A 26,286-nucleotide genomic window follows, 5' to 3' on the forward strand; every position below is an offset into this window, starting at 1 on the left:
AGCGGCCCGGGCTTTCCTGGCGATGTTCGTTCCGCGTGCGGCGTCGGCCACGGTCCGAACCGCCGATAGCGGCTTCGGTACGTTTAATAGCCAAACACACCCCGTTCGGAGCATGAGCGGACGACCTCTCGACGTTCTCGAAGCGTCGCTGGAAGCAGCCGTGACGGTTCACCTCAAAGACGGCCGGGCGTTCCACGGTAGCCTCGCCGGCTACGACCAACACATGAACGTCGTCCTCGACCCCGCGGGCGACGTCGACGGCGACGCTCTCGGCGAACTCGAAGTCGAAGCAATCGAAGACACAACCATTATACGCGGCGATAACGTCGTGACAATCAAGACATGACTGGCGCAGGAACCCCGAGCCAGGGGAAGAAAAACACCACCACGCACGTCAAGTGCCGTCGGTGTGGCGAGAAATCGTATCACGTCAAGAAGAAAGTCTGCTCGTCCTGTGGCTTCGGCAAGTCCGCCAAACGCCGCGACTACGAGTGGCAGACCAAAGCCGGCGAGTAACTCTCCGTTCTCTCTCCCGTCGACGCACGCCCGGAGCCTCGCGGCCGCCGAGCGACGGTCACGGTGACCGCCGTTCGACGCGGGCCGACCCGAGCTCGGGTATGCACATATGTGAATAATTCGACGACGGCGACGGGGGATTTCGACACGACTACGAGGATTTTTACCCCCGGACGCACAACCGACGCGTATGCCTCAAGGGCGGGACCATCAGCGTTCCCCGGACGGGATGACCGAGAAGTGCGGCGTCGTCGGCGTCGCCCTCGCGGACCGCGCCGTCGCGCGGCCCCTCTACTACTCGTTGTACGCGCTCCAGCACCGCGGCCAGGAGTCCGCGGGCATCGTCACGCACGACGGGTTCCAGCAGCACAGCCACGTCGGGATGGGCCTCGTCGGCGACGTCTTCGACGAGGACGCCCTCGACCACCTGAACGGGGCCGCCGGCATCGGCCACGTGCGCTACCCGACCTCGGGATCCGTCGACGCCGACTGCGCCCAGCCGTTCGCCGTCTCGTTCAAGTCGGGATCGCTCGGCCTCTCGCACAACGGCAACCTCGTCAACGCCGACGAGATCCGCGACGAACTCGAAGCCGAGGGTCACGCCTTCACCTCGAACGGCGACACCGAGGTCATCGCCCACGACATGGCGCGGAATCTCCTGGACGGCGACCTCATCCGCGCGGTCAAGCGGACGATGGAGCGCATCCACGGATCGTACTCGCTGACCATCATGCACGACGATACGGTGCTCGGCGTGCGCGACCCCGAAGGGAACCGCCCGCTCTGCATCGGCGAACTCGACGACGGCTACGTGCTGGCCTCCGAATCCGCCGCCGTCGACACGCTCGACGGCGACCTCGTCCGCGACGTCCGCCCCGGCGAACTCGTCGTCCTCGAGGCCGACGGCTCCGGCTTCGACTCCTACCAGCTCGTCGACCGCGACAACACCGCCCACTGCTTTTTCGAACACGTCTACTTCGCCCGCCCCGACTCCGTCGTCGACGAGAACCTCGTCTACGAGGTGCGCCGGAATCTCGGCCGGCAGCTCTGGGAGGAGAGCGGCATCGAGACGGACGTCGTGATGCCCGTCCCCGACTCCGGGCGCGCGTTCGCCTCGGGATACGCCGAGGCGGCCAAGGCCGCGGAGAACGAGGAAGACGGTGCCGGCGTCGAATTCGCGGAGGGCCTGATGAAAAACCGCTACGTCGGCCGGACGTTCATCATGCCCACACAGGACGAACGCGAACGCGCCGTCCGCCTCAAGCTCAACCCGATCAAAAGCACCGTCGAGGGGAAGACGGTGACCATCATCGACGACAGCATCGTCCGCGGGACCACCTCGACGCAGCTGGTCGACCTGGTCCGCGAGGCGGGAGCGGAGGAGGTCCACGTCCGCATCGGCGCGCCGCCCATCGTCGCCCCCTGTTACATGGGCATCGACATGGCGACCCGCGAGGAACTCATCGCCTCCGACAAGAGCACGGCGGACATCCGCGACGCCGTGGGTGCCGACAGCCTCGCCTACCTCTCTATCGACGCCGTCGCCGACGTCCTCGGGGAGTCGCGGGCCGACCTCTGTCTCGGCTGTGTCACCGGCGAATACCCCTACGACATCGAAGGCGAGACGACGGACCGCGACGTCACGCGGCCGCCCATCGGCGACGAACCCGTGACGGCCGACGATTAACGCGGACGTCCCGCGACGACCGCCCGCGAACGCCCGACCGGACGCAACTGACAACGCTTTTGAAGGGACTGTCGCCTACGAACAACCGAGATGAGCGAGGCACACGACACGCGGGTCGGTCGGCGAACGGTCCTCAGAGCGGCCGCCGGGGCCGTCGGAGCGGGCGTGGCGCTCGGGTCGGTCGGAACGGCCGGCGCACAGACCACGCTCGACCAGTGGTTCGGCGGCAACACGGGCGGCGAGACGGGGAACTACGACGGCGTCGTCGACGAGACGGGCGCGGACGCCGTCACCGTCGAAGTCGGCACGGAGGCGAACGGCGGGCCGTACGGGTTCACGCCCGCCGCCGTCCGCGTCGACCCCGGGACGACGGTGACGTTCTCGTGGATGTCGGACACGCACAACATCCTGATAGAACAGCAGCCCTCGGACGCTGACTGGGCGGGCCACGAAGCCATCGAGAACGAGGGCTTCGAACACGAACACACGTTCGAAACCGAAGGCGTCTACAAGTACTACTGCCAGCCGCATCTCGCCATGGGCATGAAAGGGGCCGTCGTCGTCGGCGACGTCGCCCTCGGCAGCGGGGGCGAGAGCGGGTCGGGAAGCGGCTCCGGCAGTGGAAGCGGCTCCGGTAGTGAGAGTGGTTCCGGCAGTGGAAGCGGCTCGGAATCCAGTAGCGGCCAACACGGCGGCGGACAGTCGGGCGGCCTGCGCATCGGCCGCTTCGATTCGCTCGTGGTCAGCGGAACGGTCGTCGGCGCGTTCCTCTCGCCCGTCCTGTTCGGCGTCCTCCTGTTGATCAAATACGACGAGCAGCGGAGTCGCGGCAACGGTGAGACCCACGGCCGCGGCCCGCAGTAGGCCTACTGGTCGTCGAACGAGTCGCCGAACGCGTCCGAGACGAACTCCTTGACGACCGTCTCTTCCGCGCGGTGGAGCTGCTCGCTCGCCGTCGACTTGGCGATGCCGACGTTCTCCGCGAGTTCGGTCAGCGTACACCGGCGCGGCGTGTCGTAGTAGCCGTTCTCGACGGCCGTCCGGAGGAGGTCGCGCTGGCGTTCGGTCAGGAGGTCGCGCGAGTCGATGGACTGGCGGATGTACTCCACCTCGAACGGCATCCCGAACGCGCGCAACTGCTCGCCGAGTTCCGAGAGCCGCTCCCGCGAGGCCGTGATCTCGACGGCGGCCGCGCCGTCGGAGATGGTCACCGGCGGTTCGAACGGGATCCGGGAGTCCCGAATCGAGAGCAACAACAGCGGTTCGTCCGTCTCGAACTGGACGAGGGCTTCGTCCTCGACGACCCGGAGCGGGTCGATCGCGGAGACGCCCTCCAGCTCGTCCATCGTCTCGATGACGTTCCGGAGGTCGTCGGATCTGATCTCGACGAGACCGACGCCCGTCTCTTCGTCCGGAAGCGCCGCGAGGACGCGGAACGTCGCGTCCGGAAATTCGCTGGACAGGTCGCGTATCCACACCCCTTCCGGGAGCGTGACGTTGAGTTTCGCGTTTGGCATCGTCGTATGCGACACCCTACGTGGCGGAGCAGTATATGAATTCCCGAATATATTCGGGGAGGACGGGGATCAGGCCATCAGGCCGACGCGTTCGACTGCGGGTTGGGGTCGAACACGTCGGGGTTCTCCTCGCCCTCCGCGGCGACGACGGCCATACAGCCCCGGCGCGCGACGCGGGTCAGCGCGTGGTCGACGATTTTGAAGTCGCCCGGCACCGGGAACGACATCGTCGCGATGGCCGTACTCCCGGGGACGACGGGCGACGTCTGGATGTGTTTCTGCGGGTCCGTACTCAGCGACCCCTGCGGGTAGTACTCCTCCCAGACGTTGCCGATGGGGTGGAAGCTACTGGTGAGGTTCGGACCGCCGGTGACGAAGAAGACGCGGGCCTTCTGGCCCGTCTCCAGCGTCGCCGCCGGGCCGTAGACGTCCGGCGTGAAGGCGTACTTCTCGCCGTTCATCAGCACGTACGTCGGCTCCTCCTTTTTCATCGACGCCACGTCGAAACTGTGGTGGCCTTCCTGGCCGGCCTGTCCGTCGGTGTAGATCTCGTGCTGGCCGAGATATATCTCCTGGTCCACCTCGGGGAGCCCCGCCGGCGGTTCGACGAGGATGATGCCGAACATCCCCGCGCTGATGTGCATGTCCATGTTCGGGACGGCACAGTGGTAGATGTACGCGCCGGGGTAGGTGGCCTTGAACCTCAGGTGGGTCGTCTCGCCCGGGGCGGTCATCGTCGCCTCCGCGCCACCGCCCGGCCCGGCGGCGGCGTGGAAGTCGACGTTGTGGGGCATCACGTTCGAGTCCGGATTCTCGAAGGTGAGGTTCACCGTGTCGCCCTGGCGGACGCGGACGAACGGTCCGGGAATCTGTCCGTTGTAGGTCATGAAGTCGAACGTGACGCCGGGTTCGATCTCGGCGGTCACCTCCTCCGCGCGGAGGGTCACGTCGACTTCAGCGGGTTCGCTCCGGGTGATCGGACCGGGGATGTCGGTCGGATCGGCCGCCACGCGGTCGGTCTTGGGTTTGGACTGTTGTTCCATGGTCTCGCGTTGCCGCTGTGACTCCGCGGCCGAGGGGGCTTTCGTCGCACAACCCGCCACCGCCGTCGCACCGCCGACGCCCATCGCCTTGAGCGTCCGACGCCGCGTCGTTTCGAGCATTGGTGGTCACCTCACAGTTCGAGAGAGGGCGAGGATCACCATAAGACGGGTATCTGGTTCCCATTTCCGAAGACAGATCCCGAAGATGTTCTGAGGTTTGTGATAAAGGACGGAAGGAGTGGACGAACGTATCACTGCCGTCGGAGCGGTGGGGTCGGCGATCGGGAGCGGTGGGGTCGGCTCGGGAACGGTGGGATCGGCTCGGGAACGGGCCGGCTTCGGTCGGGGCATCCGGGCCCTCGCCGAGGAGCGACCAGAGCGCGCCGTCGAGGTGACTGTCCGCACCGAGTCGGATGCTACCGAGGCCGCCGGCGGCGACGACCAGCGCACCGAGCCAGCCGCTCGCCGGCGCGTCCACGGACTCGCGTCGCGTTCGGATCTGCACCGGCCAACCCGAAGCACGGAGAGACCGCTCTCGACGCCTGGACGGTCGGGGCGGTGTTCGAACGGCCGCCTCAACAACAAAAGATGAACGGATAGACGAGGCTCACCCGGTCGCCATCTTCGAGTTTCGTGTCGAAGCCGTCACGGTTCTCGTTGAAACGGCCGTTGACGAGGACTCGGGCGTACGTGCGCGTCTGTTCCCCTTCGGGATTTTTCCGCCACGTCCCCGGGAGGTCGTCGGGCGCTTTCGCCCACCCCCGCGTCGTCGCCTCCGCCTCCGTCTCGGCGATGAGCATCTCCTCCAGTTCCGGGTGGTCCGCGAAGAAGGCCTCGAGGAACTCCCGGAGGGTGTCGCCCTCGAACGTGAATTCGATCCCGGAGGTGCCCAGTGCCGTCAGCACGTGACCGGTGGCACGCACCGTCACCGTCGTCTTCGTGGCCGTCGTCTCCGAATGGGTCCGACTCGCGCTCATACGTATCCCGACGACGCGAACCCCCGAAAGGGTACGTGCGAACATGTTCGGGGCGACGCACCGCGAAGCGAGGCGTCTAAGTAGCTCCCCTCGCGAGTGCCCGCCATGGTGCGTGACCCGTTATCGGGCGATGAGACGCCCGACCTGCAGTCGGTCCTGAACGCACTGGACGACGCCGACTGCAGGACCATCATCAGACACCTCGACGAGCCCATGACGGCCACGGAGGTGTCGGAGGAGTGTGATATCCCGATGTCCACCACCTACCGCAAACTCGACCTGTTAGCCGACGCGTCGCTCCTGTCCGAAGCCACCGAGATTCGGCCGGACGGTCACCACGCGACGCGGTACGAGATCGACTTCGACGAGGTCTGTTTCGGCCTCACCGAGAGTCAGGACCTCGACGTCTCCATCAGCCGACCCGCGCGGACCGCGGAAGAGCGGCTGGCGTCGCTCTGGGGGAGGTGCGCAAGGAGACATGAGCTACGTCCAGACGGCCGTCGTCGTCATCAAGACGCTGACGCTCATCCTCGGCGGCCTCATCACCTACCTGTCGTTCAAGGCGTATCGGCGGACGGGGTCGCCGTCGCTTCGAGCGCTCTCCATCGGCTTCGGCATCGTCACGCTCGGCGCGATACTGGCCGGCGTGATGGACCAACTGTCGCCGTTCGGCCTCGCCTACAGCGTCGCCCTCGAGAGCAGCCTCACGCTCCTCGGGTTCGCGGTCATCATCTACTCGCTGTACGTCGAATGACTCAGTACACGACGTACAGGAGGGCGTAGACGGCGTTCCCCAACACGAACGAGACGAACCACAGCGTCGCCGCCACCCTACCGACGGTCCGATGAGCCGTGTCGTAGACGTCCGACACCGGCCGCGTCAGCGCGAGCAGCGACACGTAGTAGAGAAGGGGGATACAGACGATGGCGAGGACGATGTGGACGGCGAGCAGGGGAGGTAGACGAACTGGTGGACCGACGCGGGACCGGGGAAGTCCGCCGGCCCTTCGAGGACGACCTTGTAGAGATAGAGGAGGAGAAAGACGGCGAACAGAAACAGCGAGGCCACCATCGAGGCGCGGTGTTTGCGGACGTCGCCGCGGCGGATGAACGCGACGCCGGCAGCGATGGTGAACATGGCCGCAGTGCTGACGACGGCGTTGACGTGGGGGATCGCCGCGACGACGGCGTCGGAGGCGCGGGGGAAGATCCCGCGCGGAACGACACCGAGGACCGCCCCGAAGACGAGCGCCAGCGACGCGGCGGTGAGCAGTACCGTCAGTTCGGGGACGCGATCGCGGGCCCGGAGTTCCATGCGCGGACGGTGGGCCTCCACCGTCAAAATCCCACGGGAACGCGGTACTGTTTGGGTGTGACCGCCCGCCGCGTCACGGGCGAAAGGAAAGTCATTTAATCGGGGCCACGGTACGGAAGAGTGCACAAGACACAGCGAGCGTGGGTAGCCAAGCCAGGCCAACGGCGCAGCGTTGAGGGCGCTGTCCTGTAGAGGTCCGCCGGTTCAAATCCGGTCCCACGCATCGCACGGGTGGAACCACGTTCCACCGGACACGATGCGGGTGATTCCTTCACGGGACATCACCCACGCACAACTCCTACCGACGCAACGAGTTCGAGCGACCGCCGTAGCGATCCGTCAGCGTGGAGCTTCGGCAGGTCAGATTCCACGCGTCGCACGGGACACCAACGCAATTCTTTCCGCCGCCGCGAACGAACGCTCCACCCACGCATGACCTCGCCCGCCGTCTACGACCACGTCCGCCCGACCGATGCCGACTGTCCCGACGGCACCTACCGCGTCGTCGGTCGAAGCGGGAGACGGTGACGCTGCTCCGCGTCGGCGACGCCGACGGCCGCCGGGTCCACACCGGCGACGTCGTGAGAGTCAGCGCCGGCGAGTTCGACTCGTTCGATCCGGCCGGGAATCCCGACGGCAATCGGCCACTCCGAGCCGCGATCGCGTCGGTGCCGGAAACGGCCTACTGGTCGTTCCGTGCCTTCGGCCGGGAGCTACGGTCGCATCCGCGCCCGACGGTCGTCGCGGGAGCGCTCGTCGCCGTCGGCTTCGTCGGCGAGTCACGTCTCCCGGTCCCGGACGTCGTCCTCGGCGGAGCGATTCTCGTCGGGTGCCTCGCGCTCGCGTACGTCGGCGGTGGCCGACTGTAGGGGCCGGCCCGTTACGCGACGGAGACCGCCTCTCACCGCGCCGTAGAACGCCCCTGGTCCGTGGTGATCCGCCGGACCGACCGGGACGCGACGACGGCGATGGCGAGTTCCAGACCGCCCACGGCGACGAACGCGGGAAAGTAGCCGTACAGCTCCGTGACGACGCCGCCGACGAGGAACCCGCTCAACATCCCGAGGCTCCCGAAGACGTTGAATCCGCCCATCGCGACGCCGCGTTCCGACGCCGGCACGACGTCGGTCACGAGCGCCATGGTCGTCGGCGAGACGAACGCGCCACAGACGCCGACGACGACCATCAGGGCGGCGGCGACGGCGTACCCCGGGGCGAGGCCGACGGCGACGATGGTTACGCCGTACAGCATCGACCCGACGACGACGGGGAGAAAGCGGCCGATACGGTCCGACAGCGCCCCGACGTGGTACTGACAGACGGCGAAGGGGACGAAGAACAACCCGAGCGTGATCCCCGCCTGTGCCGCGTCGATGCCGAACGTCTCCCGGAAGTAGGCGACGCCGGTCAGCGCGAAAAAGCCCGCAGTCAGACGGTCGATGTAGCCGAAGGCGTACGGCACGAGCAGCGTCGGCCGCCGATAGACGCGGTCGAGGAGGGCGTCGAAGGGCAGCCCGTCACCCGGGCTGCGGTCGGGGATCGTCAGCGCGAGCGCCGCGGCACCGGCGAGCAGGGCGGCCCCGCCGTACAGCGGGGCGAGCGGATCGAGCGACGCGAGCTGTCCGCCGACGACCGATCCGAGCGCCGCGCCGAGGCCGATGGCGGTGCCGGCCGCCCCCATGTTCCGCCCGTGTCCCCCGGAGAGGTCCATCAGCATCGTGACCGACAGCGAGAACGCGCCGATGGTGAACGCGCCGCCGACGACCCGTAACAGCAAGACCGTGCCGAATCCGAGGCCCGTTCGCGGGACCAGCGAGACGGCCACGTAGCTCGCGGCCCCGCCGGCCGCGCCGAGGGCGACCAGCGGCGTCCGCCGACCGAGGGCGTCGCTCACGACGCCCCAGAGGACGGCACAGACGACGAACGCCCCGAACTCGGCGACGAGAAACCACGTGCCGGCGAGGATGTCGCCGTCACCGCCCAGTGCGGCGACCGTATCCTCGAGGCCGGGATAGAGAAATACCTGTGAGACGAGGACGCTCCAGACGATGGCCGCGAGACGGCGTCTGTCGTTCATGGAGTCGAGACTGGACCGCCCGACGTCGCTCGTCTCTCACCGGAACCACACACGATAGTCGGAGTTGGACGGCGGACGTTGATAGGGGCTTCGGAGCGTTCGTCGCCGGTCCCAGTGTTTGAGAATCGGACCACCCGTACTTTTACTTCTTCATCTGACAGTACTGGTATGGCACGAACCGAATTCGGCACGGCGACCGGCGGCGAATCGCTCGTGAACCTCCCGCAGACTCCGATCGGATACGTCGCGATCGCGTTGGCTCTCGTCACGGGGATCGTCCACCTGACGCTGGCACCGCAGGTGGTCGGCTTCAGCCAGACGCTCGCCACCCTCTTCGCGCTCAACGGGATCGGCTTCCTGGTCGGTCTGCTCGTGTATCTGTCCCGGTTCTGGCGCCGGGAACTGTTCCTCGTCGCCGCCGTCTACAGCCTCCTCACGCTGGTGGCGTTTTTCGTGTGGCCGCCCGGGAGCGAGATCGAGTTCCTCGCGGCGTTCTACCGCGGACCGGAACTGAACGTGATGGCCGTCGTCGCGAAGACCGCGGAAACCCTGCTCGCCGTCTGTACGGCGTATCTGTACGTCGCCGACTGAACGGACGCGGAGCCGCGTCGCACTGATCGGTTTGAAAACACTTTTCTCCGCCGTCACTCGAACCACGAGACATGTCCGTCCTGAAAGCCCTCCGACAGACGCCGCGCGCCCTCCAGCGCAACCCGGTCGTTTTCGTCCCGGTGCTGGTCGTGATGCTGCTCCAGCTCCCGCAACTGATCTTGCGGTCGGTGCATCCGCTGTTGGCGAGCGTCGTCTCGCTCGCGATCTCGCTCGTGTTCGTGTTCCTCACGCCGTTCTTCATGGCCGGCGTCATCGGCATGGCCGACGAGGCTCTCGGCGGCCGGACGTCGCTTTCGACGTTCGTCGACGACGGCAAATCGAACTACGTGTCGGTGCTCGTCGCCTACCTGCTCATCGTCGGCGTCAACTTCGTGCTCGGATTCGTCGCGTTCGTCGCCGCCCTGGTCGGCGGCTTCGCGTTCCTCGGCGGTGCCAGTTTCGGCGCGGTGGGAATGGGCATCATCGCCGTCCTCGGCGTCGTCGCCCTCGTCGTCGTCCTCGCCTACATCGTGTTCGTCTTCCTCGTCCAGTTCTACGGACAGGCCATCGTCCTCGACGGATACGGCGCGCTCGACGGCCTCAAACACAGCGTCGCCGTCGTCCGGAACAACCTCGTGAGCACGCTCGGTTACACGGCGGTCGTCATCGTGATCGGCGGACTCGCCGGCCTCGGCTTCGGCCTGCTGTCGCTGCTGTCCTCGCCCCAGCCGCCCGAGGTCGCCGCGCTCCCCCACCTGTCGCTGGCCGCCTCGCTCGGCGTCGCGCTCGTCGTCGTGGCGCTGGGTACGCTCGTCGGGGGCTTTTTCGGCGTCTTCTCGGTGGCGTTCTACCGGACGATAACGCGGTGACCGACGGCGCTCGACGGGGAGCCCCCGGCGCTCGTCGTGGTCTGCTCCGTCGGGACCGCCCTCGGCGGCGTCAGTCACCCGTCAGGTAGGAGTCGAGCGTCCGGAGGTCGGACGGCTCGCGCCCGAGCGCCCGGACGTCGTTTTCGTCGACCGTGTTGTCGAGTCGGAGCGACCGGTACTGGTCGGACCCCATCGGGAACCCGGGGAGCAGCGCACCGAGCGTTAGGCCCACCTTCGCGAGGGCCATCGGCACCGGGAGGACGCGGACGGCTCTGCCGTCGGCCCGGTAGACCAGTTTCGTGACGTCTGCGAGCGTGAGCACCTCGGGGCCGCCGAGTTCGTAGACGCCGCCGACGTGGGCGTCGTCCTCGACGGCGTCGGCGAGCATCGGCGCGAGGTCGCCGACCCAGAGCGGTTGGAAGCACGTCCGCCCGCCGCCGGGCAGGCCGGTCACGTAGGGCGTCGTCAGCAGTTTCGTGAAGTCGACGAACTCCCCGCCGTCGCCGAAGACCACCGACGGCCGGACGAGGACCCAGCCGAGCGTCGACGCCCGGACGACCCGTTCCGCGTTCCCCTTCGCGCGGAGATACGCGGTCGGTCCTCGGGGTCAGCGCCGAGGGCGCTCATCTGAACCAGCTTGTCGACGCCGTGTGCCGCCGCCGCCTCGACGACGTGTCTCGTTCCGTCGAGGTGGACGCGTTCGTGCATCTCGTTCCCACCGGGCGGCGTGAACAGCGGCGACAGCGCGACCAGATTGACGACGGCGTCTTGCCCTGCGAACGCGCCCTCGATGGATTCGTAGTCGGTCACGTCGCCGTCGACCGCCCGGACGTCGTCGCTCGGCTCCGCTTCGGCCGTCCGGGAGAGCACCGTCACCGCGTGGTCTCGGGCGCACAGTTCGCGAACGAGCGCCGTTCCGACGAATCCAGTGCCACCGACGACGAGTATCTGCATACGTGGTCGGGCGGCCCGCGGGGAGTTTACGATATCTCCCGGCGGCTGTGACGGACCGTGGCACGTCCGCCACCGACTGTCGTTGCACGTCCGCTGACCGTCGAGCGCGTTCGCCGCGGACCGCCAACCTATCCCAGCGGGAGCGACGAGTCGACCGGCTCCGCGGCGTCGCGGTAGCGGTCGAACAGTCGTCTCCCCACCGGAGCAAGTCGCCGTCGGCGGACGCGACGCAGGCGCGGAGGTGGCCCTCCTCGTCGTACGCACCGACCAGTATCCGGTCGTCGCCGAGGGTGAGACCGAATCCGATCGGCTCGGGATGTCGGTAGAGGTCCAGTACGTCGAGGCCGACGACGACCTCGAACTCGGCGGGGTTGAGTTCCCGCGCGCGTCGAATCGTCGCCGCGTCCATCACGAGTTCGGTGTGGACGCCGCGCCTCGCCAGCGCCGCGTGGGCGTCGTGGAAGCCCCGACTCAGAATCGGCGAGAGCATCCGAACGCGGTCGGTCGCGAGCCCGCGGACCTCGTCGAGATACTCGCGAACCGGTGCCTGCGGGTTCTCCGGGGTCGCCGTGACCAGCGTCGCGTCGTCCAGCCACCGTGGGTCGGGCGCGTGTTCGCGGTCCGGGAGCGCGTCGAAGAACGGACGGAACGTCTCGATCCGATCCAGCGACTCCAGATACGCGGTGTGTTCGTCGACGACGAGGTCGCCGGTCGTCGTGAGTCGATACGCTCCGTCCGCCTTCTCGGCCCACCCGCGGTCGGCGAACTGACCGAGGTGGCGCTGGACGCTCCGCCGCGAAAGCGAGAGGGCGTCGGCGAGGTCGGCCGGCGTCCCCGGCCGGTCGGCCAAATGCGTCAGGAGTCGGCGTCGCTCCGGGGAGCCAGCGAGGAACTGGGCGAGTTCGTCCGGCGGCATGGGCGTCGCTACGGGGTCGTCCCTGAAAAGTCGACGTCCTCGGGCGTCGCCGGCGTTCGCACCCGTACGTTTACGAACGCCGGCGACGACACCTGCGATCATGGTCCCCGATTCGAACGGCTCGCGGCCCGATCGCTCCGACGACGACGCGCCGAAGGCGGACGGCGGGGCGGCCGGCTTCGACGAAGCGCGCCTCTACACCGTCGTCCGGAACGCCGTCAAGGACGCCCTCCTCGACGTCGTCGGAACCCTGCTGCTGGTCGGCGTCGCGTTCGTCCTCGTCGTCGCCGGCGTACAGGCCGTCCTCTGGGGACTGTCCCCGGGCACGATAACCATCGGCGTCGTCGCCGTCGCGTTCGGCCTCTATCTCGCGGCGGCGGCGCTCGAACTCGTGCCGCCGGTCCGCGACTGGCTGTGAATCCGTCTCGACGCCGGCCGAAGGCGGGCGGCCGAGTAACACGAATCGCGCCTTTAGTTACCGGAGGGATGAAGGTGGGTTTGCGACTACCTCCGCTATGAACCGACGGACGTTCCTCGCGACGACTGCCGGGGGCTCTCCCTGCTGGCCGGCTGTTCCGGCGGGCCGAATCGAGAACTGCCGACGCGTCCCGCCGGACAGTGGATGCAGCACGCACACGACGCCCGGAACACGGGGGCTGCCGACGTCACCGTGCCAGCGCGCGCCGCGCCGGCCTGGGACGAAGGGGTCGCCCAGCTCGCCGCGCCCCTCGTCGCCGACGGAACAGCGTTCTCGGTCGCCGCGGAGGCGACGGCCGTCGACGCCCGCACCGGGAGCGAACGGTGGCGGGTCGAACTCGAGGGGACGGCGGACCACACGCCCGCGCTCCTCGACGACCGACTGGTCGTCGCCGCCGAGACGCGCCTCGTGGCGCTCGCGCGCGACGACGGCTCGGAACTGTGGTCGAGGCCGTTGCCCCGGCCGGCGCGTGGCGGGCCGACGGTCGCGGCCGACCAGTCGCTACTCGCCGTTCCCGTGGCCGAAACCGGCCTGGTGGCGTTCGACGCGGGGACGGGCGAGGAGTCGTGGCGAGCGCCGATGCTGGGAGCCAGGCGGCCGGCGATCGCCGACGGACGCGTCTACGCCGCCGGCTACAAACGGGACGGCGACACCGGCGTCCTCCGCGGCCTGGCGGCGACCGACGGGACGCGACAGTGGGAGACGGAACTCGGCCACCCCGACACGGCACCCGTCGTCGCGGACGGCGGGGTGATCGTCGCCGACGGCGGGACGCTCGCCGTCCACGACCCCGCCGACGGCACCCGGACGCGGACGCTCGGCTCCGTCGGCGACCACGTCGACGTGCCGCCGGCGATCGCCGACGGAACGGCGTTCGTGGCGACCACGGACGGACGCCTCCTCGCCCGTTCGATCGCGGACGGCACGCAGGCGTGGCGGGCGGACGTCCACGTGACCGTCGACACCGGAGTCAGCGTCGGCCGGGAGGCGGTCGTCGCGGCCGCCACCGGACTCCCGGAATCGGGCGGTCCCGGTATCGTCGCACTGGAGCGATCCGACGGCTCCGTGCGGTGGGAACACGGCATCGAGGGGTTCGACGCGGTGGTCAGCACGCCCCCGGTGCTGGCGGACGGGGCGGTCCTGTACGCGAGCAACGAGAGCACGGGCGTCGTCGCGCTCGGCGACCTCCCGCCGCGCGACGAGTGAACGCGAGGGACGCCGACCGTAACGGTTAGGCGGTGCCCGTCGGAAGGGAGACGCGTTCGATGCCCTCCACCGACGCCGACCTCGCCGTCGAGGCGACCGACCTCCGGAAGGAGTACGGCCCGGAGGTCGCCCTCGACGGGGTGTCGCTCTCGATCTCGACCGGGACCGTGTACGGCTTCCTCGGGCCGAACGGCGCGGGCAAGACGACAACGATGCGGCTTCTGACCGGACTCGCACAGCCGACGTCCGGCACCGTCCGCGTCTGCGGCGTTTCGGTCGACGACCGGCGCGCACTTGCCGCCCACGTCGGCTACCTCCCCGAGACGCCGCCGCTGTACGACGAGTTCAGCGCCCGAGAGCAACTCGACTACGTCGCCGATCTCCGGGACGTCCCGCGGGACGTGGCTCGCGAACGGATCGACGACTACCTCGACCGGTTCGACCTGACCGAGGACGCCGACAGGCGCATCGGGTCGTACTCGAAGGGGATGCGACAGAAGACCGCCTTCGTCCAGAGCGTCTTGCACGACCCCGAGGTGCTGTTTCTCGACGAACCCACGTCGGGGCTGGACCCGCGGGCCGCCCGCCGCATCCGCGAGTCGATCGTCGAGTTCGCGGACGCGGGCACGACCGTCTTCCTCTCGACGCACATCCTCCCGGTCGTGGAGGCCGTCGCCGACGAGGTCGCCGTCCTCTTCGAGGGTCGACTCGTCGCCGAGGGGTCGCCGATGGACGTGAAGGCCCGCGCGGAGATGGGCGAGAGCAGTTCGCTCGAAGACGCCTTCCTCGCGGTCACGAGCGACGCGCGATCGGCCGAGGAAGGATGAGCCTCCGGACCGACGTCCGCCACGGCGGCCGCATCGCCCGCGCCGAGTTCGTCCGGAGCCTCCGGGGCTACGTCGGGAGCAAGCGCCGCCTCGCCGGCCTCGCCGTCGTCCTCCTGTTTTTCGGCGGCAACTTCGCCTTCGCCCTCCCGACGGCGTACGTGGTCGGCCGGACCGCCCGCTCCGTCGACGCGATCCCGTTTTTCGCGCCCGCCGCCACGGCGGTGCCGGTCGTCCTCCTCGGCCTCGCGGCGCTCCGGACGCTGGAACGCATCGGCCGCGTCGACGCCGAGGAGTTGGTTCTGACGGCCGTTCACCCGCGAGCCGTCGTCCTCGGCCTCGTCGGCGCGGAACTCGGTCGGCTGGCGGTCTGGTTCGGCGTGCCGCTGGCGGCGACCGTCACCGCGTTCGGACTCGGGGTCGGCGCGCCGTGGCTCCTCCTTTCGGCCGGCGTCGTCGCGCTCCCGCTGGTCTGCTGGGCGGCCGTCTGGGGGTACACCGCCGGCGTCGGCGTCCTTCGACTGCTCCGACGACTGCCCGGCGTCCGGCGCGTCCTGAAAGGCGCGGGCCTCCTCGTGCTCGTCGGGTTCGTCGTGGCGTCCCAGTTCCTCGGCCGGTATCTCGTCGCCGACGACACGTCGGTCCGGGCGCTCCTCTCGCCGCTCGCGTTCGATCCACTGACCGACTACGTCGCGCTCGCGTTCGTCGGGACGCCGCTCGCCCGCCCGACGTCGCCGTGGGCGCTCACCGTCTTCGCCGGCCTGGCCGCGCTCACGCCCGTCGGACTCGCCGTCGCGACGCGGCAGGCGTCCCGTCTCTGGTTCACCGACACGCCGGCGCGAACCGACGCCCGGGAGGCGAAGACGTCGACGGGGTGGCTCACGCCCCCGCGCCGTTCGCGTGGCAGCCGGCCGGCCGGATCGCGTGGGGCGTTCTCGTCCGCACGGCTCGACGGCCACAGCGACTCGGCCATCTCGTGATAGTGCTCTTTTTCGTCGGCCCGCTCGGGACGACCGTCGTCCAGCCGTCCAGGGAAGCGCTCGGACCGCTGGTGGCGGCGGCGGGCGTCGGTCTCGGGGCGTATCTCGCCGGAGCGACGTTCGGCCTGAACCCGCTCGGCGACGACCGACCGCAGATGCCCTTCCTCCTGCTCACCGCGGCCGATCCCCGGACTCTCGTTCGGGGACGCGTCCTCGCCGGTCTCGGAGTCGGGCTGCCCGTCGCGGTGGGCGTCCCGCTCGCGTCGGCGCTCGTCGGGACGGACCCGCTGTACGTCGCCGTCTTCGCAGCGACGGGGGTGTGGATGTGTCTCGCGGCCGGCCCCTTCGCTGTCGGCCTCGGATGCGCCTACCCCATCTACGAGGAGCGCGAGTTCTGGGGGACCGAGATGGTCGTCCCGTCGACGCTCGTGACGGTCGCGTACCTCTTCGTCGTCGGGGGCGGATCGATCGTCGGACTGGTCGCGACGTGGTACGCCGTCACCGGTCATCTCGCCGTAACGCCCGCGTTCGTCGCGGGGGTCGGCGTCTACGTCGCGCTGACGGCCGGCCTGTCGTACGGGTCGTATCGGTACGCGATCCGACGGTACCGGCGCTACACCCTGGCGTGAACTGGCCGGCGCGTCGCTCCCCAGTCAACAGAGACAAATAGCCGCGGCCGCCCGTTCCGCTATGGTCCCCACCCGCCGACGCCTCCTCCAGACGGCCGGAGCGACGACGCTCGCGGCGCTGGCCGGCTGTTCGTCGGCCTCGCCGCTCGGCTCCGAGGATTCGACGCCCGAGTACACCCTCGACGTCGAATCCGTCGACGCCTCGCCGGTCGAACACGCGCTCTATCGACCCGGGGACGGGGCGCTGTTCGGCGACCCGGCCCGGACGGCGCTCGACGCCGTCCTCCCCGACGGCCGGCACACGACGTACGGCTACAGACCGCTCCCCGACGACGCCTACGTGGCACGCGACGGAGCGTACTACCAGATCAAACACGTCGTCACCGGGCGCGAGCGGCTGGAACGCGCGCTCGTCCGCGTCGACACCGTGCCGAGAGACCAGGTCCCGGAGGACGCCGTCCTCGTCGACTCGCTCCCCGACCGAGCGCGCGGGCGCTCAAGATACTCCACAGCTACACCCAGACCGACGGCGAGACGAGCACCGCGGACCTGCTTCGCGGCGACGCCTACGTCCTGCGGCGGCCGGCCGAACGGGAGAGTCGACTCGGAGCCGGCGACCTGGACGGCCGCGTCGTGACGATGACGGCGGACGGAGCCTGGGCCTATCGGGTCGACGTCACCACGGAGCGCCTCCTCGAGACGGCGCACACGGCCCTCGCCGTCGCCGTCGCCGACTCGCGCGAGCGGTTCCGAGACGTCGTCTTCGGATCCCGAATCGATGTCGAACTCGAAGCGGACGCGCTCGCGCCGGAGACGCGGGACGTCCTCGAAAGAGCCATCGCTCGGGGGTCGTACGTCGAACAGACGCCGCTCTCCGAGTCGTACGACGCGCTGCTTCGAGCGCTCGGTCTGGGGGCGGTCGATCGGCTGTCGAACGACAACTTGCTGTGGTACGACGGCGGCCTCTACCGGTACGCGCTGTACGTCTCGGAGGGCTCGTGACTCCCGGGACGTCGCTCGACCGCGGTTCGGAAGACGGCGGCCCGGACTGAGCATTTCAAGCCCGTCGGGCGCGTACTCTCGGCCATGCGCTCTGCTCGCGGACACACCGCCCGAAAGCGGTTCATCCCGACGCTGATAGCGGCAGTGGTCGTCGGCCCGTTCGGCGCGCCGGTGCGCCGGTACGCCTGCGCCGCGTGACGGGCGTCGAACGGGGCGAGTGGGTCGGCGCGCTCCGGTCACGTCCGGTCGACGGCGAGGAGGCGCTCGTTGTTCGACGCGTAGACGAGGCCGTCGCCGACGGCGACGTCACCGACGGTGCTGCCCGTGTCGATGGTCCACCGGCGGTCACCGTCCGTCGAAAACGCGTACAGACGGTCGTCGTTCGACCCGGCGTAGACGGTCCCCCCAGCGACCACGGGTTCGTAGACGCCGCTGTTCCCGTCCGTGAACGACCACCGCTCGGAGCCGTCGGACCGACGCAGCGCGACCAGCGTCCCGTGGTTGCGCCCGGTACAGCCGAGATACACCGCGTCGGACCCGACGACCGGTCGCGTCCCGCGTCTCGGCGAGGGGGTGTCGACGGCCCACTGCTCGCTCCCGTCCGAGAGATCCAGCGCGAGCAACCGCCCCGAACGACCGGGGTCGGACGTGGTGGCGACGTAGACGGTCCCGTCGGCGACGGTCGGACTCCGCGTCTCGACGTCGGTCCGGCGTCGCCAGCGGCGCTCAGCGGCGGCGTCGTACGCGACGACGACCCCGTCGCGCCGGTTGGTGACGACGACGGCGTCTCCGGCCACGGCGGGCCTCGTGAGGCGGTCGCCACCCAGCGGTGCGCGCCAGTCGACCGACCCCGACCCGGCGTCGATCGCGAGCAGGCCCTCGCCGTTGGCGTACACCCGGCCGTGGCCGACGGCGACGCCGTTCCTGAGCGGGGAGCCGACGAACCACTCCTGGGTCCCGTTCGCCCGCCCGAGCGCTCTGAGACCGTCGCACGCCGGGACGTAGATTCGGCTGTCGTCGACGGCGAGCGCACTGCCCAGACAGAGCCGTTCGTCGAACTCGCTCTCGTCGTATTCGACGATCCACTGCGCGCTTCCGTCGGTGGGCGAGAGAGCGTAGAGCGTCAACCGGTCGAGCACGTAGAGGGAGTCGCCGTCGAGGACCGGGCTGCCGCGGACGCGCTTTTGCCAGCGGATCCGTTCGTCGGTCGGCCCCGACTGGCCGAGACAGCCGGCACCGACGCCGCCGAGGAGGGCACCGGCGGCCCGGAGCGTGATTCTGCGGGAGACCATACGCCGACACGAGGCTATTCGGAAATGAAGGTTGCGTTACGTGTCGGCGGGCGATCGTCGCCTCGTCGGTGGGGCGGACCGGCCGAGCGGACTCCGATTCGGGCCGTCGACGCGGGCGTCCCGCGGCGGCAACGCTTATGGAGGTCCAGAACGTGGATGGTTAGAACGGAGCAACGACTGCATCAGTGTCCGTATCGTCGTGGAGGGGGCACGTTCTCTCCGCGGGTCGCGGTCACCTGGATTGCGACGAGCAACTCCGTTCCGAACGGTGATCACGACCATGAGCGAGAGGGAAAACAGGAACTCTGACCGGTCCAATTCGGAACCGCCGGTGCAGCGCCCGTCCCGAGCGACGGTGCTTCTGGTCGACGACGACGAGGACTTTCGCGAGACGCTGGCCCTGTGGATGGCCGACGAACGCTGGGAGATCCGAGAGGCGGCGGACGGGGCGGAAGCGCTGGAGAAACTCGACGGCACCGTCGACATCCTCGTGCTGGACCGCGGTATGCCGACCGTCTCCGGTCCGACCGTGATCGAACGGCTCGACGAACAGCCGTTCGACGGGCGCGTGGTCGTCGTGAGCGCCTTCGAGCCGGACGCCGACCTGAACGAGAGCATGGTCGCCGATTACCTGACCAAACCGATCGACCGACAGGGATTTCTCGACGTCCTCGAACGGCACGCGCGGTAGCGTCGCTACCCGCGCGGTCGACGGCCGAAAGCCAACCGTTTTCTCTCGCAATCGCCGAGACCGGATATGGATCTCTCGGTCGTAGACCTCTCTCCGGTTCCCAGCGACGGCACGGCGACCGACGCCTACGCGAACACCGCCGAGACCGCACGGCAGGCCGAACGGCTCGGTTACTCACGGTTCTGGGTGGCCGAACACCACGGCCGGGCGAGCTCCCTCGCGGGGACGTCCCCCGAGGTGCTGCTCGGCCACCTGGCAGCCGAAACCGACTCGATCCGGCTGGGGTCGGGAGCGGTGTTGCTCAACCACTACAGCCCGTTCAAGGTCGCGGAGCTGTTCGGCGCGCTCGACGCGCTCGCGCCGGGTCGGATCGACGCCGGCCTCGGTCGGGCGAATGGCTCTCCCGCGGCCGATCGCGCGCTCGGGACGGAACGGCACGTCCGGAATCCGGACGAGGACCACGCCGAGAAAATCGAGGCCGTCGTCAACCACCTCTACGACGACTACCCCGACGACCACGCCTACAGCGACCTGGAGATCGCGCGCTCGGACGACGGCCCGCCGTCGCCGTGGGTACTCGGGTCGAGTCCGTCGAGCGCGGCGGTCGCGGGCGAACTCGGGTTGCCGTACTGTTTCGCGGCGTTCATCCGACCGCAGTTCGCCACGCGCTCGTTCGAGGAGTACCGCGAGCACTTCCGGCCGTCGCCGCTGGCCGGCGGCGTCGACGATCCGCGGGGATGGTCGCGGTGAACGCGGTCTGTGCGGAGACCGACGAGGCGGCCGCGCGGCTTCGGGCGACGGCCGAGGCGACCTACGCGCGGATGCAACGCGGGGTCGTCGGGACCAGACCGTCGGTCGAGGAAGCCGTCGACGAACTCGGTTCGGTCCCCGAGCCGACGCCCGCCACGCTCGATCCCGACGAGTGGCCACGGGCGATTTCCGGGAGTCCGGACACGCTCGACGCGCTACTGGCACAGCTCGCCGACCGCGTCGGCGTCGACGAGGTGATGATCCAGCACGTCGTCACCGACCACGGCGACGCGCTCCGATCGCACGAACTGCTCGCCGACGGCGTCGGTCTCGCGCCGCGCTGACGGAACGGCGATCGGACGGTGTGCCGAGAGCCCGAACCGACGAAAGGCACCTACAGACCCGGGTCGGTGAACCGCCCCTCCTGTTCGTAGATCCGCACGAGTTCCCCGATGAACTCTTCGAGCGTTTCGTCTTCCTCACAGTGGTCTTCCAGACGCTCCACGAGGTCGTCGCTGAGTTCGACTGTCCGCGACATACGTGATGCACGACGACTCCGGAGTAAAAAGTGCGGCCAAGCCCGGTGAGAGGGACCTGCTTCCCAGCCGAGTCACACGTCAGCGGAGGCCGGTCGACGTAGCCAGCGCGTGTCGGGCCGTCTGCCACGGGACCCGAACGCGGAGCAATCCGGACACGAACCGGGAGTTCGACGAACTGCGGTCGTAGCAGACACGAACGCTCGCGGCCGTCACCTCGCCGCCGGCCGCTCTGTCGGCCACCTCGTCGCCGCGCACCCCACGGGCGTCCGGCAGACGCTCGACGTCGCACGGATCCGTCGATCCGGGAGACGTCCCGACTCCGGACCGACGGCCCGGATCTGTCGGAGTCAGGCTCTCCCGCCTACTCGATGTCCATCCGGTCGACGAACGCCGCCAGACGGCGGGTGCGAGCGATCGTTTTCCCGTCGGCGTCGTACTCGATCAGCCCGGTTTCCGCCAGCTTCGGCAGGTCGACGTGATGGAGCGTACAGAGCAGGTCCCGTTCGTCGTCAGGCCAGCCTCGACGGGACGGTCGTCCACGCGTTCGAAGTCCGGTAGCGAGTTCGTCCAGCGTGACTCGGTGGCGCTGGTTGGCGATGACCGACACCAACTCCCGTCGGCGGGGTTGGGCCAGGAGGACGCTAACCGCGTCCCAGAACGGATGCTCCGGCTCGCGCAGTTCGGGCAGCGACAGTTTCTCGACGCCGAGGGGGAGGGGTTCTTCGGCGACGACGCCGTTCGGACGCCGTTCGATCCAGCCGACCGGTTCCAGTTTCGGAAGGCAGCGGTGATGGAGATCCATCCGAATGGACCGGGAGCCCTCCTCGGTTACGTCCGCCGGTTCGACATCCGTCTCTCGCGCCGCGATCTGGACGCTGATCTCGCGAGCAGTCATCGGCCGAGATCGATCCAGTAGAATCGCGAGAATCCGTCGCTGGCGAAGGTCGCCGACGATCGACGACTTCTCGAAGTAGTCCCCATCCCCAGTGATTCCGGCTCACTATCCATGATAGTAGCCACCTCCTACAGGCGCATAATTTGGCTGCCCAAAATTTGTGACTGAGACTAGAGTTCGGTGAACACGACGTCGAGGAGTTTCTTTTCGGCCTTTCGGACGTGCTGATGGTACGTCGATGCCCCGATGCCGATCGAATCGGCGACCTCTTCGCCGGACCGGTGCCGGGGCCAATCGAAGAACCCCCGAAGTATCCGGCTTCGAGCGCGACCCGCTGGCGCTCGGTCAGGTCCTCGGCGAGGCTGTTCAGCGACTGCTGTGACAACGGATCCCTCCGCGACACCTGTCGCTGACGGATGACGCGGACGTTCGGATGCGTCTCTCGAATCGTATCGACGACTCGCCGAACGTCCATCCCCGGCGGGATCTGGACGGTCACGCTGTACGCTCCGTCCTCGATCCGTCCGCGCTTGAAGTTGCCTCCGTGGTCCGCGACGATCGACGTGATCGGTGCGTCCGAGAGGCGTCCTTCGAACCGGACCTCGCTGCCCGTTTCGTCGAACGTGCGTACGTCCTTCCAGTTCGGGAGCTGTTCGCAGAGCGCGTCGATCACCTCGACGGCGTCTCCGGTCGCCGTGCCGTACATCAGGTGCTCGTCGTCACCCAGTGGTGTCACCCGATCGATCGTAACCGGTTCGTCGGTAGTCACCGAGTCGTCTCGTGGCTCCAGCAGTTTCGGAATCCGAATCTCGAGTTCGACGACCTCGTTGCTCATGAGCGCCCGTTTGCGATCGACCGCGGCGATAGCGTGGCCGACGACGTCGCCCAGCTGCCCGATAACCTCCCGTTCCTCCTCGGCGAACGCGTCGGGGCGCTCCGAGCAGACGCCGAGTATCCCGTACAGGACTCCTTGATGGACGATCGGAATCACGGCCGACGACCGGTATTCGAACTCGCGCGCGTGATCGCGCAACGTCTCGTCGGAGACTTCGAGTGCGTTCTGGATGATCTGTATCTCCTGTGTGTGGACGGCTCTCGCGGTCGGGTCCTGATCCGTCGGGTCGTCCGGTGCCGGCGAGTGCGAGAGTTCGTCGAGATACCCGTCGATTCCGACTTCGGCCCGCGTTTCCAACTGGAGATCCGAGTCGATCGCGCCGATCCAGGCGAACCGGTACGAATCGGACTCCGCCAGCCGGTCACACACCACCTGCTCGATCTCGTCCCGGGTGGACTGCTCGATGACCGCCTCCGTGATTCCGCGAACGACGTCGTTGAGTTCGTCGAGAGCAGCGAGCTGTTCGCGCTGGCGTTCCAGCTCCCGCTCGTACTGTCGGCGCTCCGAAATGTCGGTCGCCATCAGGATCGCACCGTCGAATTCGCCGTCGCGATACACCGGAACGGCACGTCCGGTGAAGTACGCTTCCTTGCCGTAGATCGACTCGAAGGGGAACGCGAATTCGATCGTCTCGCCGTCCTGGAGGCTCGTAAAGAGATCTGCCTGGCCCGTCTCGACGATCGGCGGGAGCTTACTGATGTCCGTTCCGATCGCGTCCGACGAGTCCTTCTCGTCCGGGAGGCCGATGATCTCCTCCGCTCGCGGGTTTTCGTACGTGATTCGGAGCTCGTCGTCGAGCCGGAACATTCCGAACGGGGCGTTTTCTACCAGTTCCTCGTTGAACTGGCGGGCGTCACGAAGCCGTCGTTCGTGTTCCTTGCGGTCGGTGATGTCGCGGACGACACAGACGATCCCCCCGTCGTCGGCGACCGTCAGTGAGAGTTCTTGCGGAAAAGTCGTGCCGTCCTTGCGTTTCCCGGTCGTTTCGCCGCGCCACGACCCCTCCTCGTAGAGGGCCGGGATGATGTCGTCCTCGAATCGGGAAAGCTCCTCCTCCTGGTAACACATCCGCCAGTGTTCGCCGAGAAACGCCTCGGCGTCGTCGTACCCGTACACTTCCACGTGGGGCTGATTGACGTAGCGGTACTCGCCGGCCTCGTCGACGATTGCGACCCCGTCGATCACGGACTCCATCGCCCGCGACCGTTGCTCTACGTCTCGGTCGCGTTCCCCGGGGAGGGTTTCGATTCGCCGCCGCTACCGGTACACGCAGCGGACGAATCGGCGGGGGCCGCCACCAGACCCGAGAATTAGCGCCCGCCTCCTTCGTTTCGAGTTTGCCGCGATCGGCCAGTTTTCGTAACCGCTCGTACACGGTCCGGCGTTCGGCGTCGAGGGCATCCGCCACCTCAGGGGTAGTGAGCGGTTCGTTTCGGAACTCACGCCGGTCGAAGACGGCCAGGGTTTCGGCGTAGATGTCCTGTAATTTCGATGTCATATCCGTCAATCTGCGCCACGAAATATAGTTCCATCGACGGAACAACGTCTGTCCGTTTCCACTGGAGGCACACGCCGCTCCACGTGTGGCATCGGACGAGAAGTGTCCGTCGACGGCATAGAATCAGTGTCGGCACACCGCGTAGTCGACCGTGAAAAACGGCGATTCAGAGAGGACGGCGTCCGGGCAGAAGCGATCCGAAGGGATCGTTCAGCGAGGGCGGCTTACGCACCGACTGAGGTCGCTCCGCTTGTCGGTCGCCGGCCTGTTCTATCTCCTTCACGAACGGCAGGAAAGCGGATGGGTTGGGGCGGATTCGAACCGCCGGCCTGCTCCGTGTGAAGGAGCCGTCATAACCTGGCTGACCACCAACCCGAGGCACCGGATCGTATCCGGTCCCGTAACTTAAGGATTCCTTTACTCGCCCGACTCGCCGCTGTACCGCTTGATCCGTTCGCGAGCGTCCGCGATGGCCTTCTGCGTCTCTCCCTCCGCACGCGTTTCGAGTTCCTTCAGTTCCGACTGGATCTTCTCCAGGCGCGACGGTTCCGGTTTCTCGTCACGGCCAGTCAGATCGCGGAAGCGCCGTTCGACCGGTTCGAGTTCCTCGACGATTCCTTCCTTGGCGTGTTCGCTCGCTCGCCCGAGATAATATCGGGCGTCCTCGAAATGCTTGTTCATATCTGTTCTTACAACGACGACAGATAAAACTCTTGTGTCAGATCGGGGATTCGTCCGACTGCGGCCCGATACGGACGAGGCGTGGCCGACGAGACCGCGTTCCGGAATCTACCCACGAACGCCGTCCGGCACAGCGACGTCGACGCGACGAGAGCGCGACGGCGATTACGGACGGCCGGGCCCACGTCCGTTTTCGCCGATCGAACTACCGCCTGTTCCCGAACACGTTCGGCCTCGTTCCACCGTCGGGAGAACGTGGTTCCGTGTATATAGTCTCGAACGCCGAACGCCGAACTGTTATGACCGACCGAATCGGTGCACCCGGAAGTCGTGTGTCGCGACGCGAATTTCTCGCTCTCACTGGCGGTGCGGGCGCGGCCGGACTCGCCGGCTGTGCCGCGCCGACCCGAACCGACTCGATGGCGGCGGCCGAGGGCCACACTCAGACGGCGGCCACGTCGTCGCCGTCGCTCCCGACGACGAGTCCGCCCGAAGTCGTGAACGTCGACGAGCAGGGCGGCCAGGTCACGGTCTCCTCGCAACCGGCCCGCCACGCCGTCCATCCCCTCGATTCGATGGGCGGCCCCATCGAACTCCCGCAGGTGTGGGCGTTCAGCGCCGACGACGGCGATCCGAGCGTCCCCGGCCCCATCCTCCGGACGACGGAGGGCGAGGACATGGAGGTGACCCTCGACAACACCGACGGGATGCGTCCGCACACCCTCCACTTCCACGGTGCGCGCAAGGCCTGGAAGGACGATGGCGTGCCGACGACGACGGGTATCACCGTCAAACCGGGCGAGAAACACACCTACACCATCCCGGCGAACGTCCCCGGAACCCACCTCTATCACTGTCACTTCCAGACCCACCGCCACATCGACATGGGGATGTACGGCATCTTCCGGGTCGACCCCGAGGGGTACGAACCCGCCGACCGGGAGTACTTCATGACGGTCAAGGACTGGGACTCGCGGCTCCCGCGGAAGTTCGCCGGGGAGGACGTCTCCTACAGTCCCCGTTCCCGGGATCCGGACGTGTTCACCGTCAACGGCAAGAGCGCCCCCGGACGCTCCACCCCGAAGACGGGTCGCCCATCATCGTCGAACGCGGCGACAGCGTCCGCCTCCACTTCGTCAACGCAGGCTACATGTCCCACCCGCTGCACGTCCACAACCACCGGTTCCGCCTCGTTGAGAAAGACGGCGGACAGATTCCGTCGGCCGCCCAGTACACGCAGGACGTCACCAACGTCGCCCCCGCGGAACGCCACACCGTCGAGTTCGAGGCCGACGCCGACCCCGGGATCTACCTCCTGCACTGCCACAAGGTCAGCCACGTGATGAACGGGAACTTCTACCCCGGCGGGATGCTCGGCGGCGTCGTCTACAAGGAGGCCATGCAGAGCGACGTCTTCTCGCAGTTGATGACGCACGCGGGCTACGAGGGATAATCGGACGACGG

Annotated in this window: 25 protein-coding genes, 2 tRNA genes and 8 pseudogenes; 20 read left to right on the forward strand and 15 right to left on the reverse strand. The window is 68.1% G+C overall.

The window, feature by feature from the left end; genetic code table 11:
• Positions 1-112 precede the first annotated feature (112 nt).
• The 4 genes from ACFQJD_RS11665 (at position 113) to ACFQJD_RS11680 (ending at position 3,067) form a co-directional block, all read left to right on the forward strand.
• The gene (locus ACFQJD_RS11665; RefSeq protein WP_379798400.1) at positions 113-346 is read left to right on the forward strand and encodes an LSM domain-containing protein; all 234 of its coding nucleotides are present in this window, start codon (positions 113-115) and stop codon (positions 344-346) included.
• Positions 343-516: a 50S ribosomal protein L37e gene (locus tag ACFQJD_RS11670; protein WP_379798402.1), complete on the forward strand. Its 174-nt coding sequence runs from the start codon at positions 343-345 to the stop codon at positions 514-516. The genes ACFQJD_RS11665 and ACFQJD_RS11670 overlap by 4 nt, the downstream gene beginning before the upstream one ends.
• Before the next feature lie 229 nt (positions 517-745).
• Positions 746-2,203 carry an amidophosphoribosyltransferase gene (gene purF / locus ACFQJD_RS11675; RefSeq protein WP_379800502.1) on the forward strand — a complete coding sequence of 486 codons (1,458 nt, stop codon included), beginning with the start codon at positions 746-748 and terminating at the stop codon, positions 2,201-2,203.
• 90 nt (positions 2,204-2,293) lie between these two features.
• A complete protein-coding gene (locus tag ACFQJD_RS11680) occupies positions 2,294-3,067 on the forward strand; it encodes a halocyanin domain-containing protein (RefSeq protein ID WP_379798404.1) in 774 nt (257 codons plus the stop codon).
• Between the two features lie 2 nt (positions 3,068-3,069).
• Here the strand turns inward: ACFQJD_RS11680 and ACFQJD_RS11685 are convergent, their stop codons facing one another.
• Both ACFQJD_RS11685 and nirK read right to left on the reverse strand, forming a co-directional pair.
• On the reverse strand, positions 3,070-3,720 hold the full coding sequence (locus ACFQJD_RS11685) for a helix-turn-helix domain-containing protein (RefSeq protein ID WP_379798406.1): 651 nt from the start codon (positions 3,718-3,720) through the stop codon (positions 3,070-3,072).
• A 77-nt stretch (positions 3,721-3,797) separates the two neighbouring features.
• Positions 3,798-4,883 carry a copper-containing nitrite reductase gene (gene nirK / locus ACFQJD_RS11690; RefSeq protein WP_379798408.1) on the reverse strand — a complete coding sequence of 362 codons (1,086 nt, stop codon included), beginning with the start codon at positions 4,881-4,883 and terminating at the stop codon, positions 3,798-3,800.
• Between the two features lie 118 nt (positions 4,884-5,001).
• Here nirK and ACFQJD_RS11695 point away from each other — a divergent pair, with 118 nt between their 5' ends.
• Positions 5,002-5,355 (forward strand): hypothetical protein, encoded by a 354-nt coding sequence (locus tag ACFQJD_RS11695; RefSeq protein ID WP_379798410.1) that lies wholly within the window; start codon positions 5,002-5,004, stop codon positions 5,353-5,355.
• Here the strand turns inward: ACFQJD_RS11695 and ACFQJD_RS11700 are convergent.
• Entirely contained in the window at positions 5,339-5,740 is a 402-nt protein-coding gene (locus tag ACFQJD_RS11700; RefSeq protein ID WP_379798412.1) for a MoaD/ThiS family protein, read from the reverse strand. The two genes, ACFQJD_RS11695 and ACFQJD_RS11700, sit on opposite strands and share 17 nt — an antisense overlap.
• A 105-nt stretch (positions 5,741-5,845) precedes the next feature.
• Between ACFQJD_RS11700 and ACFQJD_RS11705 the strand changes: the two are divergent.
• Together ACFQJD_RS11705 and ACFQJD_RS11710 are read left to right on the forward strand one after the other, a co-directional pair.
• Positions 5,846-6,222 (forward strand): annotated as a pseudogene (locus ACFQJD_RS11705) (helix-turn-helix domain-containing protein).
• On the forward strand, positions 6,219-6,494 hold the full coding sequence (locus tag ACFQJD_RS11710; protein ID WP_379798414.1) for a DUF7521 family protein: 276 nt from the start codon (positions 6,219-6,221) through the stop codon (positions 6,492-6,494). Before ACFQJD_RS11705 ends, ACFQJD_RS11710 begins: the two are co-directional and overlap by 4 nt.
• Before the next feature lies 1 nt (position 6,495).
• On the opposite strand, the pseudogene ACFQJD_RS11715 reads toward ACFQJD_RS11710, so the two are convergent.
• Positions 6,496-7,055: pseudogene (locus ACFQJD_RS11715) on the reverse strand (DUF420 domain-containing protein).
• A 138-nt stretch (positions 7,056-7,193) separates the two neighbouring features.
• Between ACFQJD_RS11715 and ACFQJD_RS11720 the strand changes: the two are divergent.
• Together ACFQJD_RS11720 and ACFQJD_RS11725 are read left to right on the forward strand one after the other, a co-directional pair.
• Positions 7,194-7,278 (forward strand) — tRNA-Leu (locus ACFQJD_RS11720).
• 301 nt (positions 7,279-7,579) lie between these two features.
• Positions 7,580-7,924, forward strand: a complete 345-nt coding sequence (locus ACFQJD_RS11725) for a hypothetical protein (protein WP_379798416.1) — start codon at positions 7,580-7,582, stop codon at positions 7,922-7,924.
• 32 nt (positions 7,925-7,956) lie between these two features.
• Here the strand turns inward: ACFQJD_RS11725 and ACFQJD_RS11730 are convergent, their stop codons facing one another.
• Positions 7,957-9,132, reverse strand: coding sequence for an MFS transporter (locus tag ACFQJD_RS11730; protein WP_379798418.1), 1,176 nt, complete (start codon positions 9,130-9,132; stop codon positions 7,957-7,959).
• A gap of 168 nt (positions 9,133-9,300) precedes the next feature.
• Between ACFQJD_RS11730 and ACFQJD_RS11735 the strand changes: the two genes are divergently transcribed.
• Both ACFQJD_RS11735 and ACFQJD_RS11740 read left to right on the forward strand, forming a co-directional pair.
• Positions 9,301-9,723 carry a DUF7475 family protein gene (locus tag ACFQJD_RS11735; protein ID WP_379798420.1) on the forward strand — a complete coding sequence of 141 codons (423 nt, stop codon included), beginning with the start codon at positions 9,301-9,303 and terminating at the stop codon, positions 9,721-9,723.
• Between the two features lie 71 nt (positions 9,724-9,794).
• Positions 9,795-10,592, forward strand: a complete 798-nt coding sequence (locus ACFQJD_RS11740; RefSeq protein WP_379798422.1) for a hypothetical protein — start codon at positions 9,795-9,797, stop codon at positions 10,590-10,592.
• Between the two features lie 70 nt (positions 10,593-10,662).
• Here the strand turns inward: ACFQJD_RS11740 and ACFQJD_RS11745 are convergent.
• Both ACFQJD_RS11745 and ACFQJD_RS11750 read right to left on the reverse strand, forming a co-directional pair.
• Positions 10,663-11,546 (reverse strand): annotated as a pseudogene (locus ACFQJD_RS11745) (complex I NDUFA9 subunit family protein).
• Positions 11,547-12,360: 814 nt separating this feature from the next.
• A pseudogene (locus ACFQJD_RS11750) lies at positions 12,361-12,564 on the reverse strand (hypothetical protein); the annotation flags it as partial.
• On the opposite strand from ACFQJD_RS11750, the gene ACFQJD_RS11755 reads away from it, so the two are divergent.
• The 6 genes and pseudogenes from ACFQJD_RS11755 to ACFQJD_RS11780 all read left to right on the forward strand — a co-directional run bounded on the left by ACFQJD_RS11755 (position 12,563) and on the right by ACFQJD_RS11780 (position 17,581).
• Positions 12,563-12,880 carry a hypothetical protein gene (locus tag ACFQJD_RS11755; protein ID WP_379798424.1) on the forward strand — a complete coding sequence of 106 codons (318 nt, stop codon included), beginning with the start codon at positions 12,563-12,565 and terminating at the stop codon, positions 12,878-12,880. The pseudogene ACFQJD_RS11750 and the gene ACFQJD_RS11755 overlap by 2 nt on opposite strands.
• A 204-nt stretch (positions 12,881-13,084) precedes the next feature.
• On the forward strand, positions 13,085-14,146 hold the full coding sequence (locus ACFQJD_RS11760) for a PQQ-binding-like beta-propeller repeat protein (protein WP_379798426.1): 1,062 nt from the start codon (positions 13,085-13,087) through the stop codon (positions 14,144-14,146).
• 59 nt (positions 14,147-14,205) lie between these two features.
• A complete protein-coding gene (locus ACFQJD_RS11765) occupies positions 14,206-14,973 on the forward strand; it encodes an ABC transporter ATP-binding protein (RefSeq protein ID WP_379800504.1) in 768 nt (255 codons plus the stop codon).
• A pseudogene (locus ACFQJD_RS11770) lies at positions 14,970-16,579 on the forward strand (hypothetical protein). The gene ACFQJD_RS11765 and the pseudogene ACFQJD_RS11770 overlap by 4 nt, the downstream one beginning before the upstream one ends.
• Before the next feature lie 61 nt (positions 16,580-16,640).
• A complete protein-coding gene (locus ACFQJD_RS11775; protein ID WP_379798428.1) occupies positions 16,641-17,216 on the forward strand; it encodes a hypothetical protein in 576 nt (191 codons plus the stop codon).
• Positions 17,217-17,218: 2 nt separating this feature from the next.
• Positions 17,219-17,581: a hypothetical protein gene (locus ACFQJD_RS11780; protein ID WP_379798430.1), complete on the forward strand. Its 363-nt coding sequence runs from the start codon at positions 17,219-17,221 to the stop codon at positions 17,579-17,581.
• A 236-nt stretch (positions 17,582-17,817) separates the two neighbouring features.
• On the opposite strand, the gene ACFQJD_RS11785 is transcribed toward ACFQJD_RS11780, so the two are convergent.
• Positions 17,818-18,873, reverse strand: coding sequence for a PQQ-binding-like beta-propeller repeat protein (locus ACFQJD_RS11785; protein ID WP_379798432.1), 1,056 nt, complete (start codon positions 18,871-18,873; stop codon positions 17,818-17,820).
• 280 nt (positions 18,874-19,153) lie between these two features.
• Here ACFQJD_RS11785 and ACFQJD_RS11790 point away from each other — a divergent pair, with 280 nt between their 5' ends.
• Together ACFQJD_RS11790 and ACFQJD_RS11795 are read left to right on the forward strand one after the other, a co-directional pair.
• Positions 19,154-19,564: a response regulator transcription factor gene (locus ACFQJD_RS11790; RefSeq protein WP_379798434.1), complete on the forward strand. Its 411-nt coding sequence runs from the start codon at positions 19,154-19,156 to the stop codon at positions 19,562-19,564.
• Between the two features lie 66 nt (positions 19,565-19,630).
• Positions 19,631-20,658: pseudogene (locus ACFQJD_RS11795) on the forward strand (LLM class flavin-dependent oxidoreductase).
• Between the two features lie 50 nt (positions 20,659-20,708).
• On the opposite strand, the gene ACFQJD_RS11800 reads toward ACFQJD_RS11795, so the two are convergent.
• From ACFQJD_RS11800 to ACFQJD_RS11830, 7 genes and pseudogenes are all read right to left on the reverse strand, one after another.
• Complete coding sequence (locus ACFQJD_RS11800) at positions 20,709-20,852, reverse strand: DUF7557 family protein (RefSeq protein WP_379798436.1); 144 nt, start codon at positions 20,850-20,852, stop codon at positions 20,709-20,711.
• Between the two features lie 79 nt (positions 20,853-20,931).
• A complete protein-coding gene (locus ACFQJD_RS11805; RefSeq protein WP_379798438.1) occupies positions 20,932-21,093 on the reverse strand; it encodes a hypothetical protein in 162 nt (53 codons plus the stop codon).
• Positions 21,094-21,214: 121 nt separating this feature from the next.
• Positions 21,215-21,460 (reverse strand): DUF7344 domain-containing protein, encoded by a 246-nt coding sequence (locus ACFQJD_RS11810; RefSeq protein ID WP_379798440.1) that lies wholly within the window; start codon positions 21,458-21,460, stop codon positions 21,215-21,217.
• 458 nt (positions 21,461-21,918) lie between these two features.
• Positions 21,919-22,062, reverse strand: a complete 144-nt coding sequence (locus ACFQJD_RS11815) for a helix-turn-helix domain-containing protein (RefSeq protein ID WP_379800506.1) — start codon at positions 22,060-22,062, stop codon at positions 21,919-21,921.
• 83 nt (positions 22,063-22,145) lie between these two features.
• A pseudogene (locus tag ACFQJD_RS11820) lies at positions 22,146-23,891 on the reverse strand (bacterio-opsin activator domain-containing protein); the annotation flags it as partial.
• Between the two features lie 551 nt (positions 23,892-24,442).
• A tRNA-Val gene (locus ACFQJD_RS11825) sits at positions 24,443-24,516 on the reverse strand.
• A gap of 42 nt (positions 24,517-24,558) precedes the next feature.
• Positions 24,559-24,822, reverse strand: a complete 264-nt coding sequence (locus tag ACFQJD_RS11830) for a DUF7553 family protein (RefSeq protein WP_379798442.1) — start codon at positions 24,820-24,822, stop codon at positions 24,559-24,561.
• 299 nt (positions 24,823-25,121) lie between these two features.
• Between ACFQJD_RS11830 and ACFQJD_RS11835 the strand changes: the two are divergent.
• Positions 25,122-26,275: pseudogene (locus tag ACFQJD_RS11835) on the forward strand (multicopper oxidase domain-containing protein).
• The last annotated feature ends 11 nt before the right edge of the window (positions 26,276-26,286 follow it).

The organism is Haloplanus sp. GCM10025708 (genome assembly GCF_042663985.1).
In the GTDB taxonomy this organism is placed as follows: Archaea; Halobacteriota; Halobacteria; order Halobacteriales; family Haloferacaceae; genus Salinirarus; species Salinirarus marinus.